17 protein-coding genes are annotated in these 13,925 nt (G+C 64.5%); 10 read left to right on the plus strand and 7 right to left on the minus strand.

Features of this window, described 5'->3' with window-relative positions; genetic code table 11:
- Positions 1-69 precede the first annotated feature (69 nt).
- Both JN279_RS07425 and JN279_RS07430 read left to right on the plus strand, forming a co-directional pair.
- A complete protein-coding gene (locus tag JN279_RS07425) occupies positions 70-1,104 on the plus strand; it encodes an L-idonate 5-dehydrogenase (RefSeq protein ID WP_096451062.1) in 1,035 nt (344 codons plus the stop codon).
- Between the two features lie 48 nt (positions 1,105-1,152).
- Positions 1,153-2,172 (plus strand): LacI family DNA-binding transcriptional regulator, encoded by a 1,020-nt coding sequence (locus JN279_RS07430; RefSeq protein WP_244734438.1) that lies wholly within the window; start codon positions 1,153-1,155, stop codon positions 2,170-2,172.
- Positions 2,173-2,240: 68 nt separating this feature from the next.
- On the opposite strand, the gene JN279_RS07435 is transcribed toward JN279_RS07430, so the two are convergent.
- The 3 genes from JN279_RS07435 to JN279_RS07445 are packed head-to-tail and all read right to left on the minus strand — an operon-like array spanning position 2,241 to position 5,922.
- Positions 2,241-3,338 carry an ABC transporter substrate-binding protein gene (locus JN279_RS07435; protein ID WP_096451060.1) on the minus strand — a complete coding sequence of 366 codons (1,098 nt, stop codon included), beginning with the start codon at positions 3,336-3,338 and terminating at the stop codon, positions 2,241-2,243.
- A 13-nt stretch (positions 3,339-3,351) separates the two neighbouring features.
- Complete coding sequence (locus JN279_RS07440) at positions 3,352-4,419, minus strand: ABC transporter permease (RefSeq protein ID WP_096451058.1); 1,068 nt, start codon at positions 4,417-4,419, stop codon at positions 3,352-3,354.
- Positions 4,420-4,428: 9 nt separating this feature from the next.
- Positions 4,429-5,922: a sugar ABC transporter ATP-binding protein gene (locus JN279_RS07445; RefSeq protein WP_096451056.1), complete on the minus strand. Its 1,494-nt coding sequence runs from the start codon at positions 5,920-5,922 to the stop codon at positions 4,429-4,431.
- Between the two features lie 131 nt (positions 5,923-6,053).
- Between JN279_RS07445 and JN279_RS07450 the strand changes: the two genes are divergently transcribed.
- A complete protein-coding gene (locus tag JN279_RS07450; protein ID WP_096451054.1) occupies positions 6,054-6,977 on the plus strand; it encodes an SMP-30/gluconolactonase/LRE family protein in 924 nt (307 codons plus the stop codon).
- 41 nt (positions 6,978-7,018) lie between these two features.
- Here the strand turns inward: JN279_RS07450 and JN279_RS07455 are convergent, their stop codons facing one another.
- A complete protein-coding gene (locus JN279_RS07455; protein ID WP_096451052.1) occupies positions 7,019-7,936 on the minus strand; it encodes a polyprenyl synthetase family protein in 918 nt (305 codons plus the stop codon).
- A gap of 223 nt (positions 7,937-8,159) precedes the next feature.
- Between JN279_RS07455 and JN279_RS07460 the strand changes: the two genes are divergently transcribed.
- The 3 genes from JN279_RS07460 (at position 8,160) to JN279_RS07470 (ending at position 9,927) form a co-directional block, all read left to right on the plus strand.
- On the plus strand, positions 8,160-8,921 hold the full coding sequence (locus JN279_RS07460; protein WP_096451050.1) for a biosynthetic peptidoglycan transglycosylase: 762 nt from the start codon (positions 8,160-8,162) through the stop codon (positions 8,919-8,921).
- 140 nt (positions 8,922-9,061) lie between these two features.
- The gene (gene rpmF, locus JN279_RS07465; protein ID WP_008834724.1) at positions 9,062-9,244 is read left to right on the plus strand and encodes a 50S ribosomal protein L32; all 183 of its coding nucleotides are present in this window, start codon (positions 9,062-9,064) and stop codon (positions 9,242-9,244) included.
- A gap of 281 nt (positions 9,245-9,525) precedes the next feature.
- The gene (locus JN279_RS07470) at positions 9,526-9,927 is read left to right on the plus strand and encodes a hypothetical protein (RefSeq protein ID WP_064981146.1); all 402 of its coding nucleotides are present in this window, start codon (positions 9,526-9,528) and stop codon (positions 9,925-9,927) included.
- A 4-nt stretch (positions 9,928-9,931) separates the two neighbouring features.
- Here JN279_RS07470 and JN279_RS07475 read toward each other — a convergent pair whose 3' ends face one another.
- From JN279_RS07475 to JN279_RS07485, 3 genes are all read right to left on the minus strand, one after another.
- Positions 9,932-10,363 (minus strand): GlcG/HbpS family heme-binding protein, encoded by a 432-nt coding sequence (locus tag JN279_RS07475; protein WP_096451048.1) that lies wholly within the window; start codon positions 10,361-10,363, stop codon positions 9,932-9,934.
- Between the two features lie 184 nt (positions 10,364-10,547).
- Positions 10,548-10,781, minus strand: coding sequence for a hypothetical protein (locus tag JN279_RS07480; RefSeq protein WP_095201240.1), 234 nt, complete (start codon positions 10,779-10,781; stop codon positions 10,548-10,550).
- 77 nt (positions 10,782-10,858) lie between these two features.
- Positions 10,859-11,380 carry a winged helix-turn-helix transcriptional regulator gene (locus tag JN279_RS07485; protein WP_096451046.1) on the minus strand — a complete coding sequence of 174 codons (522 nt, stop codon included), beginning with the start codon at positions 11,378-11,380 and terminating at the stop codon, positions 10,859-10,861.
- 94 nt (positions 11,381-11,474) lie between these two features.
- On the opposite strand from JN279_RS07485, the gene JN279_RS07490 reads away from it, so the two are divergent.
- The 4 genes from JN279_RS07490 (at position 11,475) to JN279_RS07505 (ending at position 13,906) form a co-directional block, all read left to right on the plus strand.
- Positions 11,475-12,311 carry an alpha/beta fold hydrolase gene (locus tag JN279_RS07490; protein WP_096451044.1) on the plus strand — a complete coding sequence of 279 codons (837 nt, stop codon included), beginning with the start codon at positions 11,475-11,477 and terminating at the stop codon, positions 12,309-12,311.
- A 121-nt stretch (positions 12,312-12,432) separates the two neighbouring features.
- Positions 12,433-13,089, plus strand: coding sequence for a glutathione S-transferase family protein (locus tag JN279_RS07495; protein WP_096451042.1), 657 nt, complete (start codon positions 12,433-12,435; stop codon positions 13,087-13,089).
- A 5-nt stretch (positions 13,090-13,094) separates the two neighbouring features.
- Positions 13,095-13,430: an ArsR/SmtB family transcription factor gene (locus JN279_RS07500; protein WP_096451040.1), complete on the plus strand. Its 336-nt coding sequence runs from the start codon at positions 13,095-13,097 to the stop codon at positions 13,428-13,430.
- An 11-nt stretch (positions 13,431-13,441) separates the two neighbouring features.
- Entirely contained in the window at positions 13,442-13,906 is a 465-nt protein-coding gene (locus JN279_RS07505) for an SRPBCC family protein (RefSeq protein ID WP_096458035.1), read from the plus strand.
- Positions 13,907-13,925: the final 19 nt, after the last annotated feature.

A 13,925-nucleotide genomic window follows, 5' to 3' on the forward strand; every position in this document is an offset into this window, starting at 1 on the left:
CTCCTAATCTCAACTCCGAAGGGAAACGCTGCACAGCCTTCCTGGACCTGCCCGAGGAGCTCGCCTGCCATGAAGTCGATCGTCATCCATGCCGCCAAGGATTTGCGCATCGAGGACCGTCCGGTCGAGGAGCCGGGAGCGGGCCAGGTGCTGCTGCGTCTCGCCACCGGCGGCATCTGCGGCAGCGACCTGCACTATTACAATCACGGCGGCTTCGGAACGGTGCGGCTCAAGGAGCCGATGATCCTCGGCCACGAGGTCTCCGGCGTCATCGAAAAGCTTGGGTCCGGCGTCAGCGGGCTGCAGCCTGGCCAGTTGGTCGCGGTCTCACCGTCGCGGCCCTGCTACAGCTGCCGCTACTGCCGCGAAGGGATACACAACCAGTGCCTCAACATGCGCTTCTACGGCAGCGCCATGCCATTCCCGCATATACAGGGTGCGTTCCGCGAGATGCTGGTGGCGGACGCGCTGCAATGCGTGCCGGCGGACGGGTTGAGCGCCGGCGAGGCGGCGATGGCCGAACCGCTGGCGGTCTGTCTCCATGCGACGCGCAGAGCCGGCGAGATGCTGGGCAAGCGCGTGCTGGTGACCGGCTGCGGGCCGATCGGCCTGTTGTCTATCCTCAGCGCACGGCGTGCCGGCGCCGCCGAGATCGTCGCCGTCGACATCACCGATTTTACGCTGGCGATGGCGGTCCGGGCCGGGGCCGACAAGACGATCAACACGCGGATCGACCCGGAAGGGCTCGCCCCCTATCTCGCCGACAAGGGCACGTTCGACATCCTCTATGAATGCTCGGGGGCCGCCGCGGCGCTGGCGCAAGGCATCGCGGCGCTGCGCCCGCGCGGTACCATCGTCCAGCTAGGCCTCGGCGGCGCTGAGATGGCCCTGCCGATGTCGGCGGTCACCACCAAGGAACTGTCGATCAACGGGTCGTTCCGCTTCCATCCGGAATTCGCCGTAGGTGTCGAGCTGATGCGCAAGGGACTGATCGACGTGAAGCCGCTGATCACCCACACCGTGGCCTGCGACGAGGCCTCGTCCGGCTTCGAACTCGCCAATGACCGCAGCCAGGCGATGAAGGTCCAGATCGCCTTCTCGTGAGTCTCGGCGGCGCGTTGCATTCCGCAGTGATATCGATAACGTATGGCCATGCAGCCTTCGTCAAAACGCCCGACCATGGCCGATGTCGCGCATCGCGCCAACGTCTCGACAATGACAGTGTCGCGCGCCTTCAAACGCGATACCTCCATCAGCGCCGACACGCGTGACCGGATCATAAGGGCGGCGGACGAGCTCGGCTATGTCTTCGACAGCATCGCCGCCAACCTGTCGTCACGCCGGTCCGGTTTCGTCGCGGTGACGATCCCTTCGATCAACAACGCCAATTTCGCCGACACTGTGCGCGGCATGACCGAGGGCCTGCGCGACAGCGGACTGGAAATCCTGCTCGGCTTCACCGACTACAATGTCGAGGAGGAGGAGCGCCTGGTCGGCCAGCTGCTCAGGCGGCGGCCGGAAGCGATCATCGTCACCGGCGGCCGGCATACACCGCGCTGCCGCAAGATGCTGGAGAATGCCGGCGTGCCGGTGGTGGAGACCTGGGACCTGCCGGAGGATCCGATCGGCCATGTCGTCGGCTTCTCCAACGCAGAGGCCGGGCGGCTGATGGTCGATCATTTCGTCGCACGCGGCTATTCGAGGCTCGGCTTCATCGGCGGCGACACATCGCGCGACACGCGCGGTCTCGATCGCCGCCGCGGCTTCGTCGCGGCGCTGCAGGACCGCGGCCTCGACGCCTCGCGCGTCATCGCCTCGGGCGTGCCGCCGATCTCGATGCGCGAGGGCGCCATCGCCATGGTCGAAATGATCTCGCGCTGGCCGGACACGCAGGCGGTGATGTGCGTGTCGGACCTCTCGGCCTTCGGCGCGCTGATGGAATGCGTGCGGCGCGGCATCCGCGTCCCCGAGGACGTCGCGATCGCCGGCTTCGGCGCCTATGACCTCGCCGAGCAGTCGGTGCCTTCGATCACCACGATCGATGTCGGCGCACATGAGATCGGTGTCAGGGTGGCCGAGCTGGTGCTCGACCTGCTCAACGATCGCCGCGCGGCCGACGACCGGGTGGTGGTCGGCATGACGCCCAAGGTGATCGTACGCCACACGGCTTGACGGTTTCCAAAAGAAGACGGCCAGCGGGATGACCGCCGGCCGTCTTCTGGTGGCCTTTGCGGCCGAGCTTACTTGCCCCAGATCTTCTTGTATTGGTCGCGATAGCCGTTGCCCGGGTCGAAGCGGTTGTCCGGGCCGCCGTCGAATTCGACATTGTCCGATGTCACCACATGCAGCGGCGAGATGTAGCCCGACCATTTCTCGCCGGCCATGGCGCGGTTGAGCTCGTCGACGAGCTGCCAGCCCTGCAGATTCAGCGGCTCGGCCACCGTCACTTTCTGGAACTGGCTGGAGCGGATGCGCTGGTAGGCGGATTCGGAACCATCGCCCGCCGCCACATTGATTGGCGCGTCGGTGCCCGACTTGCCGGCAGCCGCCAGCGACGGGCCCATGAAGTCGAAATAGAGATCGTTGATCGCCAGCGAATGGGTCCAGGCGTCGCCATATTTTTGCAGCAACGAGGTGGTGAGCTGCGGCATGCGCTGTGAAGTCTCGGCGATCGGCGTGTCGACATATTCGAGCACCTTGCCGCCGAGATCCTCGATCTCCTTCTTCATCCGGTCCGCCTTGGCGATGGCGATCTGGTAGGTGGAATCGGTGAAGATGATGACGCCAGGCTTGCCCTTGGCGTCGACAAAGGCCCAGTCGGCCGCCGCCTTCGACACTTCCATCGGATCGGTCGAGACGTTGGCGATGATGCCGAGATCGTCGATCGGACCGACCGTCGGTGCCGCATGCCATGCCGCCATTGGGATCTTGGCGGCCTTCGCCTGCTCCATTGCCGGCTTCTGCTCGACGGCGTCGAAGCCGTTGATGATGATGCCGTCGGGATTAAGCGCCAGCGCCTGGCCGAAAGCCGCCGTGCGGCCGCCGATGGAGCCGGCGCCGTCAAGCGTCTTGACCGTCCAGCCGAGAGCCGCCGCTGCTTCCTCGACGCCCTTGGTGACGCCCAGTATGCCGCCGTTCTTCATGTCGGCGCCAAGCACCACGATGGTCTTGCCGGCAGCGCCTTTCGGTCCGGTCGTCGGGCCGTCCCATTTGTCGACCTTGCTGGCGTATTTGTCGACGACGGCCTTGGCGTCGGCCATCGGGTCGGCCAGCGCGGTCGAGGCGATGCCGAGCGCCAGGCAAGCGACGCCGAGCTGAAGGACTGTTCTGCGATGCATGTTTCTTCTCCCATTAAGCATTGTCATTTGTCTTTGTTGGTTGGCTGGTGGCTGGTGGAGGCGGCACGACCGCGCCGCGGCGGCGCTGCGCGTAGCCGGCAATGCCGATGGCGACGAGCAAGGTGACGCCGTTGAACAGCGGCTCGACCCAGAACGAGCCGCCGAACTGCTGGATGCCGGAAATGCCGGCGGCGAGGATGACGACGCCGATGATCGTGCCCCATACATTGACGCGGCCGGGCTTGATGGTGGTCGATCCGAGGAAGGCGCCGACCAGCGCCGGCAGCAGATATTCGAGGCCGACGCTGGCCTGGCCGATCCGCAGCTTCGAGGCGAGAAGCACGCCGCCCAGCGCGGTCAGCGCGCCGGAGGCGACGAAGGCGCCCATGACGAATTTCTGCACTGGAATGCCGTTGAGCGCGGCGGCCTTGGGATTGGCGCCGATGGCGTAGAGGTAGCGGCCGATCGGCATGTATTCGAGCACAAGCCACATCGCCAGCGCCAGGACGATCACGTAGTAGCCAGTGATCGGCAGGCCGAACAGCATCGTGCCGTTGAGGGCGAGGAAGCCGTCGGGAAGCATGCCGACGACCTGGCGGCCGCCGGTGTACCACATGGCCAAGGCATAGAGCACGGTGCCGGTGCCGAGCGTGGCGATGAAGGAATCGATGCGCGCCACCTCGACCAGCAGGCCGTTGATGAAGCCGGTCACAACGCCGAGCAGGATGACGATGAGCACCGCGATCGGCCAGGGGACACCGAAGGCGGTCTGCAGGCTGATAGCCAATATATGCCAGAGCACGATGCCGTAGCCGACCGTCAGGTCGATGCGGCCCGAGGCCATGGGGATCATCGCCGCCAGCGAGAGCAGGGCGATGATCGCCTTGTCGGAGATGATCGAGCGCAAATTGAGCAGCGTCGGGAAGGTGCGCGGCAAGAGCAGCGAGAACAGCAGGATGAGCAGCAACGTCAGGATCGGCAGGCCGTAGACCGGCAGATAGCGCGCCGCCTTCTGGCCAAAGCTCAGCCCGGAGAGTTCCGAGCGGGTCGGCTCCAGCGCCGTCGATTTGATCGAGTTCATGGATACTCCTCAGGCGGCTTCGGACACAGAGGCGGCATGGATGAGCGCCGCCGTCGTCAAGGCATCGCCGGCCAGTTCGCGCACGATGCGGTTGTGCGAAAAGACAAGGGCGCGATGGCAGATATGGGCGACCTCCTCGAAATCCGTGGACACGACGATGACCGCCAGCCCTGCCTCGACGGCCGCCGCGATCAGCCGGTAGATTTCGGCCTTGGCACCGACATCGACGCCCGCCGTCGGATCCTCGGCGATCAGCAGCTTGCGGCCCGTCGCCAGCCAGCGGCCGACGACCACCTTCTGCTGGTTGCCGCCGGAGAGCGCCTCGATCGGCAGATGCGGGTCGTTTGGCCTCAGCCCCAGGCGCGCGCCGAGTTCCCGCGTCAGCTCGCTCTCTTGCGCCGGCTTCATGAAGGAAAACAGCCCGCGGCCGACCGCCGACGGATTGAGGTACATGTTCTCGCGCACGGACAGCGACAGCGCCACCGACTCCTCGGTGCGGTCGCGCGCGATCAGGCCGACGCCGGCGGCAAGGGCCGCACCGACCGAGGACAGATCGAGGCGTTTGCCGTCGAGCGAAACAGCGCCGTCGAAAGGCTCGGCGCCAAACAGCGCGCGGCCGACCGCCTCCTGTCCTGCGCCGCGCAGGCCGACCAGACCGAGCAGTTCACCCGATCGCGCCTCGAAGCGAACCGGACCGACGCTACCGCAGCGCAGATCCTCGACCTTCAGCCGCTCGGGTCCGTCCTGCCAGCGCGACTTGGCGAACATTTGATGCGCCGGGCGGCCGACGATGAGATCGACCAGTTCCTGCGGCGTCGTCTCGGTGACGGGCTTGACCGCCACCATGCGGCCGTCGCGCATCACGGCGACACGGTCGGCGATGCGGAACACTTCGTCCAGCCGGTGCGAGACATAGATCATGCCGACACCGCGCTCGCGCAACGGCCGCAGCGCCTGGAACAAGCGTTCGACCTCATCGGCCGGCAGGCTTGCCGTCGGCTCGTCGAGCACCAGCACGTCGGCTTCGGTGGCGAGCGCGCGGGCGATGGCCACCAGCGATTTCTCGGTGCGGGAAAGATCCTGGACGCGCGTCGCCGGATCGAAGGCGCAGCCGACCAGCGCCAGCGCGCGCTCGGCACGACGCTCGGTGTCGCGCCAGTCGATCAGGCCCGAGCGGCGTGAAAAACCCTGCGCCATGCCAACATTCTCTGCCACCGTCATCCATTCGATGAGGCCGAGATCCTGATGGATGAAGGCGACCTTCTGCGGCTGGTTGGGCCGGGGCGGGCGGTGGTGATAGTCCTCGCCGCGAAAGCGGATCGCGCCCTGGTCGCGCCTGTAGATGCCGGCGAGTGTCTTGATCAGCGTCGACTTGCCGGCGCCGTTCTCGCCCAGCAGCGCGACGATCTCGCCCTCGTGGATGTCGAGCGAGACCGACTTCAACGCCAGAGTGCCGCCGAAGCGCTTGGAGATGTCAATGAATTCGATGAGCTTGGGCCGCATCTATGGCCCTCCCAAGCCAAGCAAACGGACTGAATTGGCGTCGATGTTATCGCTAACATTTTTGCAGGTCAAGTCTTGAAAATGGCTCGCCGCGAGGGCTATCGATAGACCGGTTTCGTGGAGGGCGAGGCATGTTCGCAGATATAGAAGGCGCGGGCTTCGAGGTTCTCGACGAGCGGTTCGAGAGCTGCTTCGTCGGCCATGTGGCGGTCGAGCGGCTGTGGACCGGAGGGCGCTGGTTGGAGGGTCCGGCCTGGTTCGCGGCCGGGCGGTATCTGGTGTTTTCGGACATCCCGAATGACCGCATCATGCGCTACGACGACACCAGCGGCGCCGTCTCGGTGTTTCGCGCACCGGCCTACAATGCCAATGGCAACACAGTCGATACTGAGGGGCGGCTGGTCACCTGCGAGCACCGGGCGCGGCGCGTCACCCGCACCGAGCATGACGGGTCGATCACGGTGATCGCCGACCGCTTCGAGGGCAAGCGGCTGAATTCGCCCAACGACGTGGTGGTGCGTTCGGACGGCACGGTGTGGTTTTCCGATCCGCCCTACGGCATCGCGACCGACTATGAGGGCGACCGCGCCGAGCAGGAGATCGAGGGTTGCCACGTTTACCGCGCCGACCCTGCAACGGGCGCAGTGACACGCGTCGTCTCGACGATGGCGAAGCCCAACGGCCTCGCCTTCTCGCCGGACGAGACCATCCTCTATGTCGGCGACACCGGCGTCACGCACCAGAAGGGCGGGCCACGGCACATCCGCAAGTTCGCCATCGAGAGCGGCGCGCTCAAGGAACTCGGCGTCTTCGCGACTTGCACAGCCGGCTTGTTCGATGGGTTCAGGGTGGATCTATCAGGCCGCGTCTGGGCAGGTGCCGGCGACGGCGTCCATTGCTTCGACCCCGACGGCACGCTGATCGGCAAGATCCGCATCCCGGAGACGGTGGCGAACCTCACCTTCGGCGGCCCGAAGCGCAACCGCCTGTTCATCACGGCGCGACAGTCGCTCTACGCGGTATATGTCGTGGCGAATGGCGCGGGGCGGGGATAGCCCTGCCTGTCCTGCCAGGCAGGCAAGTCCAGATCCAGAACTCAGCTGTTGCGCGTCGCGACGAAGGTCGCGGCTTCCTTCAGCAGCGCTGCCCTGTCGCCATAGGGCTCGAGCAGCGCGTGCGCCTGGCCGACAAGGCCGTGCAGCTGGCTGCGCGCCCAATTCGCGCCGTGCAGCGCCACCAGCGTTCCCTTGCCGGCGGCGGCGTCCTTGCCGGTCGCCTTGCCCATCTGGCCGGCGTCGGCGGTCAGGTCGAGCAGGTCGTCGGCAAGCTGGAAGGCAAGGCCGATCGCCGAGCCGAATTCGGCCAGCCGTTCGCGATCCTCGGCCGGAGCGCCGGCGATGATGGCGCCGGCTTCGCAGGCGAAGCGGATCAGCGCGCCGGTCTTCATTGCCTGCAGCCTTATGATGCCGGCCTCGTCGGGCGGTGTCTGCTCGGCTTCGAGGTCGAGTTTCTGGCCGCCGACCATGCCGCCGGCACCGGCGGCACGGGCAAGCGCCAGCACCAGGGCCACCCGCCGCTCGGCCGGCAGTACGGTCGCCTCGCCGGCGATGATGTCGAAGGCCAGCGTCAGCAAGGCGTCGCCGGCCAGGATCGCCGTCGCCTCGTCGAAGGCCCTGTGCACGGTCGGCTGGCCGCGGCGCAGATCATCATCGTCCATCGCCGGCAGATCGTCATGGATCAGCGAATAGCAATGCACGCATTCGAGGGCCGCCGCGACGCGCAGTGCGGCTTCGCCATCGGCGGAAAACAGCGCGGCGCTCTCCATGACCAGGAACGGGCGCAGGCGCTTGCCGCCGTTCAGCACGCCATGGCGCATTGCCGCCATCAGGCGGTCGGGCCGCGCGATCTCGCCCGAAAGCGGGCGGTCGTCGAGCAACCGCCGCAGCAGCACCTCGACGGCTGCCGCCCGCCTGATGAGCGCCATTTCGAACGCCATTTCGTCGTCATTCGTCATGGCCGGGACCGGTAGCCGACACTCAGACGTTGCGCAAGAAGGCAAGCGCCATTATGCCGGAGCAGTAAGAGCCCGTTTGGAAACTCTACTCCTGCGGTCATCTGAAGGCTTTTTCTGCGCTTCCGGTGCTCACGTACTCAAATGTACGCTCCGCTCCGGTTCTCGAAAAACGCCGTCATATGACTCACAGGAGCGCGTTTCAAAACGAGCTCTCTGGCACGGGTTGGGCGGCTTGGCGGAACCGATCGTCGATCATGAAACCGAAAAGCTGGACATGGCGACGAGATCGCGAGGCGTGAACCGCCGCAATCTCAGGCGCTGGGTCCGGCGCGGTATCGTCGTGGCCGCCGTACTGGCGTTGATTCCGACGGTGCTGACCTTCCTTTACCTGCCGTCCTTCGTGCATCCGGTGTCGACGCTGATGCTGAAGGATGTGGCGACCTTCTCCGGCTATGACCGGCGCTGGGTGTCGATCGACGATGTGGCGCCGGTATTGGCCCATTCGGTCATCATGTCGGAGGATGGGCAATTCTGCTTTCACCGCGGTGTCGATCTCGGCGAATTGCGCGGCGTCGTCGACGATGCGCTGGCCGGCGAGGCGACGCGCGGCGCCTCGACCATCACTATGCAGACGGTGAAGAACCTTTTTCTCTGGTCGCGGCCGCTGGGCTCGGTGCGCAAGGTCGTCGAACTGCCGCTGGCCGTCTATTTCGACGCCGTGATATCGAAACGCCGCATCATGGAAATCTATCTCAACATCGCCGAATGGGGGCCGGGCATCTATGGCATCGAGGCAGCGGCACAGCATCATTTCGGCATTTCGGCAAAACAGCTGTCGCGCCGGCAGGCCGCACTTCTTGCCGTCACCCTGCCCAATCCGATCGCCCGCAATCCGGCAAAGCCCGGGCCGGGCCTGAGACGGCTCGCCAATCTGATAGAGCGCAGGGCAGGTCGTTCCGGTGCTTATGTCGGTTGTCTCGAATAGCCGGCACAAAAAAGTTCATGGTAGCGCTGGCCAAAACGGCACAGGGCGTGTATAGGCACCCGACTTTCTCAGATTTAGGCCCCGACATGGCCCTTTCACGAGGGCGGGCGGGGCTTTTGACCATGTAGTGGAGCATATCCATGGCCGTTCCGAAACGCAAAACCTCTCCGTCCAAGCGCGGCATGCGCCGCTCGGCAGACGCCCTCAAGGCCCCGACCTATGTCGAGGACAAGAATTCCGGCGAAATGCGCCGCCCGCACCACATTGACCTGAAGACCGGCATGTATCGCGGTCGCCAGGTGCTGACCCCCAAGGAAAGCTGAGACTAGCTTTTCCCAAGGTTTGAGTTACAAAAGACCGGCCTCTGGCCGGTCTTTTTTGCGTTTGGCGCAACTTAACGGCCGGAGCCGACGCTTGGGCTGCCGTCTCACCGGCGCGCAATGCGCGCAGGCTACTTCAGCGCTGAGCCTCTGCCTTACGCTTGCAACCGGCTGACATGGTTGTTGCATCCGGTCTTCGACCGTGTTTGCGGCTTTTTACGAAAAATCTTGACGGCGTGCCTGTGGCGCATTCTACAGAAGGTGCCCCCATATGGAGACGCCAGATGTTCGGTGCCGTCCCGCTTTTGATCGTGCCTTTCATTCTCTACAATCTCGGCCTGCTCGGAATTTTCGGCGGCGGTGACGATCCCTGGGCGAGCGAGATCTTCTCGTTCCGCATGATGTCGGGCGGGGTGTTCTCGATGACGCTCGGCGACTTGATGATACTGATCGGGCTGATCTTCCTGTTCCTCGAAATGGTGAAATCGGCGCGCACGACCAGCGCCTCGATCATGGACCATCTCCTGTCGACGCTGGTCTTCGTCGCTTTCCTGGTCGAGTTCCTGCTGGTCAAGGGCGCGGCGCATTCCATCTTCTTCACGCTGATGATCATCGCGCTGTTCGATGTGATGGCCGGGTTCGCGGTGTCGATGCGATCGGCAAGCCGGGACATCAATCTCAACTAAGAACTCAGCCCGGATCGGCGGTGAAGCCGGCGGCCTCGATGCCGGCGATGGCCGCGGCCTCGTCATTGTCCGAGGTGTCGCCTGAAATGCCGACGGCGCCGACAATAGTGCCGGCCTTGTCGCGGATCAGCACGCCGCCGACCACCGGCAGCACGCGTCCGCCCGACACGTCGGAAATGCCGGCAACCAGATGCGGGCGCTCCTTGGCGAAGGCCTCGACCTTGCGCGAACCCATGCCGATGGCCAGCGCGCCATAGGCCTTGCCGGCCGACATTTGCGGGCGCAGGAACGAGGCACCGTCCTGGCGCTGGAAGGCGACCAGATGGCCGCCGGCGTCAAGCACCGAGACGCCCAGCGGCTTGAGCTTGAGATCGGCGCCCTTGGCGAAGGCGGCATCGATGATTTGCTGGGCTTTTTCGAGCGGCAGTGCGGTCATGGCAATCTCCTGTTGGAAAGGGACAATCATCGGCGGCCGGCCGGCCGAAGCAATCCCGTTTTCGGTTGAAATTGCTTCTCGTGAAGCGGTGGGATGAAGGGCCGCTGCCTGGGTGGCGCCGTCGAACGGCTGTATCAGCAGGCGAGCAGCGCCGGCCGGTTCGGGCTAGTTTGAAAGCGGCGCGTTATTTCTTCTTGGCGCGTGCAGGTTTCTTGGCGGGCACTGCCGGCGCATTGGCGAGGTCTTCGGCTTCCTTGGCGAGCCGGAGCGCCCTCAGCTTGTCGGTCTTGACCTTGCGGGCGTCGCTCTCGGCGGCATATTCCGCCATCGCCTTCTGGCGGACGGTCGCCGCCTCTTCCTGCTTCTTGAAGCGCAGATCGGCGCGCGCGCGGGCAGCATCCCGAGAGTTCTCAACCAAGACCTTATCCAATCCCGTGAATTGTGGTTTCCGCTTGTTCTAGCAGAGCCGGGCTCTCAACGGGGGAAAATAGTTGGTTACACGGCCGGGCTGGCGCCGAGAGCCTTGCCGGCGACCACGGCTTGATAGGCGGCCTGCAGGGTCGCGCGGACAGAAGGGCCGGACGCTGTGTCGAGTGGCATACCCAGATGCTCATGGCGCAACTCGTCCATGAATTTCTCCCATAGTGGCGGGCCGCCCTTCTCCAGGAGCTCGGCGCGGATCGAGAGTTCCTCGGTGGTCGGCAGCCAGACCCGGCCCCAGGCGCCCAGATGGGCCAGGATCGGCACCAGCGTGATGGCCATCTCGGTCAGGCTGTAGATCGCCTTCTGCTTGTGCGATGGGTCGTCGGCCTTGGTCAGCATGCCAAGTTCCATCAGCCGCTTCAGCCGGTCGGCAAGGATGTTGGAGGCAATGCCTTCCATCGAGCCGTTGAGCAGTTCGCGAAAATGCCGCCTGCCGCCGAAAATCATGTCGCGAAGGATGATCAGGCTCCAGCGGTCGCCGAACACTTCCAGCGACAGGTTGATCGGGCAGCCGGACCGGCGATCGAGGCTCATTCGATTCTCTCTCCACAAAACCAGTTGCATTATCGTATCAGTTTTATTACGGTGCAACCGATTGCAAAATGCAAGCAGATGAGGAGACCTTGTGATGACGACGATCAATCGCCCCGAGATCATATCCGAAGCCTTCGGCGACCCTGAAAATCCTCCGCTGCTGCTGATCATGGGCGCGATGGCCTCGATGCTGTGGTGGCCGGAGGCATTTTGCCGGGAGTTGGCGGATGCCGGCCTGTACGTGATCCGCTACGACAATCGCGATACCGGCCGCTCGACCAAATATCCGCCGGGCAAGCCGCCCTACACATTCGACGACATGGCGGACGATGCTGTTGGCGTGCTCGACAGCCATGGCATCGGCAAGGCGCATGTCGCCGGCATGTCGATGGGCGGCATGATCGCGCAGCTCGTGGCGCTCAAGCATTCCTCCCGCGTCGCGTCGCTGACGGTGATCAGCAGCTCGCCGGTGGAAATGGACACCTCGCATCTGCCACAGACGACCGACGCCTATATCGAGCATTCGGCCGCGGGCGCCGATGTCGACTGGTCGGACCGCGGCCAGGTGATCGATTTCATGGTCAGGGATGCCAGGGCGATCGCCAGCACCGCACACCCGTTCGACGAGGCCCGGATGCGGGCCTTCATCGAACAGGATTACGATCGCTCCGGCGGGTTCCTCAGCGCAAGCAATCATTTCTCGCTCAAGGGCGGTGACGCATGGAAGGGCCGCTTGCCGGAGATGGCGGCGCCGCTGCTGGTCATCCATGGTACATCAGATCCGATCTTTCCGGTCGAGCACGGCGAGGCGCTGGCCAAAATGGTCACCGGCGTAAAACTCCTTCGCATCGCGGGCGGCGGCCATGAACTGCATCCGCAAGACTGGCCCGACATAGAGACCGCCATCGTCTCGCATATCAGGTCCAATTGAGATTTCACGGGTCGGTCTTGACGGACAAGGCATGTCGCAATAGTTAAGTAAATGCTTCAGTGTTGACCTGGCGGGCGCATGACTCCTGCCCATCGACGAACCAGAAGGAGACGAGCAAAGAATGGCCCTGACGCTGCATTTCCACCCCCTGGCCTCTTTCTGCTGGAAGCCGCTGATCGCGCTCTATGAGAACGGCACGGCCTTTAACCCGGTCATCGTCGACCTTGGCGACGAACACTCGCGCGCGGCTTTCCTGAAGATTTCACCGACCGGCAAGATGCCGGCGCTGCGCGATGATGCACGCGACCGCACAGTGCTGGAATCGACCATCGTCGTGGAATATCTGGCCACGCACTATCCGGGGTCGGTCGAACTCGTTCCCGCCGACATCGATGCGGCGCTGGCGGTCCGCCAGGCCGACCGCTTCTATGATTTCTATGTGCAGGAGCCGATGCAGAAGATCGTCGGCGACCGGTTGCGGCCGCATGACAAGACCGACCCGTTCGGCGTCGAGCAGGCGCGTGGCCAGCTGCGCAATTCCTACGCCATCGTCGAACAAGAGATGCAGTCGAGGGACTGGGCGGTGGGCGACGCCTTCAGCCTGGCCGATTGCGCGGCGTCGCCCGCGCTCTTCTATGCCAACAAGGTCGAGCCGTTCGGCGACAAATATCCGGCCGTGAAACGCTATCACGACCGGTTGCTGCAGCGCGCCGCCTTCGCCAGGGTGATCGAGGAGGCGCAGCCCTACTTCAAGTTCTTCCCGTACAATAACGGCTGACGGCGATGCTGCACGATCCCGCCCAGCTCGACCTGATGTTCCAGGCGCTCGCCGATCCGGCGCGGCGGCAGATGGTCGACCGGCTGTCGCGTGGCCCCGCCTCGGTCAGCCAGCTGGCCGAGCCGCTGGCGATGTCGCTGTCGGCCGTCGTCCAGCACCTCAACGTGCTGGAAGCGAGCGGCCTCGTACGCTCGGAAAAACTGGGGCGCGTGCGCACCTGCCAGATCGAGCCCAAGGCGCTGAGAGCGGCCGAGCACTGGATCAACGAACGGCGCCTCGCCTGGGAACGCCGGCTGGATCGGCTTGGCGATTTTCTGGCGCAAACCAAAGACGAAACATGAAGGAAACCTCAGTGAGCCAACGATCCGTCGTCCATTCCACCTTCGTCGTCGAGCGCTTCTATCCGGCGGCGCCCGCAAGGGTCTTCTCCGCGTTCAGCAATCCTGAGGCCAAGCGGCGCTGGTTCGTCGATCCCCATGACCCGATGCCCAGCCGGCATGACATGGACTTCCGTGTCGGGGGTAAGGAGGTCAATGCGGGATGCCCGAGCGATGGGCAGATGCATTTCTTCAACGCGGTCTATCAGGACATCGTTCCGGACCAGCGCATCGTCTACAGCTATGAGCTGCTGTTCGGTCAAACCCGCGTCTCTGTGTCACTGGCGACGATCGAGCTGGTAGCCGAAGCGGGGGGCACGCGGCTGGTGATGACAGAACAGGGCGCCTTCCTCGACGGCCACGACACCTCAGCCACGCGTGAGCATGGGACAGGCGAACTGCTCGATGCGCTCGGCGCCTTCCTAAAAATACAAGCCTGATCGTCGTCGCGATGTCGAT

Origin of the sequence: Mesorhizobium sp. 113-1-2 (assembly GCF_016756475.1) — a bacterium.
GTDB lineage: Bacteria > Pseudomonadota > Alphaproteobacteria > Rhizobiales > Rhizobiaceae > Mesorhizobium > Mesorhizobium loti_C.

Excerpts from the sequence above, each read along its gene's own strand:
- JN279_RS07470 (WP_064981146.1), top strand. The coding sequence starts at position 9,526 with ATGTTCGGTGCCGTCCCGCTTTTGATCGTGCCTTTCATTCTCTACAAT.
- JN279_RS07445 (WP_096451056.1), bottom strand. The coding sequence starts at position 5,922 with ATGCGGCCCAAGCTCATCGAATTCATTGACATCTCCAAGCGCTTCGGC.
- JN279_RS07495 (WP_096451042.1), top strand. The coding sequence starts at position 12,433 with ATGGCCCTGACGCTGCATTTCCACCCCCTGGCCTCTTTCTGCTGGAAG.
- JN279_RS07475 (WP_096451048.1), bottom strand. The coding sequence starts at position 10,363 with ATGACCGCACTGCCGCTCGAAAAAGCCCAGCAAATCATCGATGCCGCC.
- JN279_RS07500 (WP_096451040.1), top strand. The coding sequence starts at position 13,095 with ATGCTGCACGATCCCGCCCAGCTCGACCTGATGTTCCAGGCGCTCGCC.
- JN279_RS07425 (WP_096451062.1), top strand. The coding sequence starts at position 70 with ATGAAGTCGATCGTCATCCATGCCGCCAAGGATTTGCGCATCGAGGAC.
- JN279_RS07440 (WP_096451058.1), bottom strand. The coding sequence starts at position 4,419 with ATGAACTCGATCAAATCGACGGCGCTGGAGCCGACCCGCTCGGAACTC.
- rpmF (WP_008834724.1), top strand. The coding sequence starts at position 9,062 with ATGGCCGTTCCGAAACGCAAAACCTCTCCGTCCAAGCGCGGCATGCGC.
- JN279_RS07485 (WP_096451046.1), bottom strand. The coding sequence starts at position 11,380 with ATGAGCCTCGATCGCCGGTCCGGCTGCCCGATCAACCTGTCGCTGGAA.
- JN279_RS07455 (WP_096451052.1), bottom strand. The coding sequence starts at position 7,936 with ATGACGAATGACGACGAAATGGCGTTCGAAATGGCGCTCATCAGGCGG.
- JN279_RS07490 (WP_096451044.1), top strand. The coding sequence starts at position 11,475 with ATGACGACGATCAATCGCCCCGAGATCATATCCGAAGCCTTCGGCGAC.
- JN279_RS07450 (WP_096451054.1), top strand. The coding sequence starts at position 6,054 with ATGTTCGCAGATATAGAAGGCGCGGGCTTCGAGGTTCTCGACGAGCGG.
- JN279_RS07430 (WP_244734438.1), top strand. The coding sequence starts at position 1,153 with ATGCAGCCTTCGTCAAAACGCCCGACCATGGCCGATGTCGCGCATCGC.
- JN279_RS07435 (WP_096451060.1), bottom strand. The coding sequence starts at position 3,338 with ATGCATCGCAGAACAGTCCTTCAGCTCGGCGTCGCTTGCCTGGCGCTC.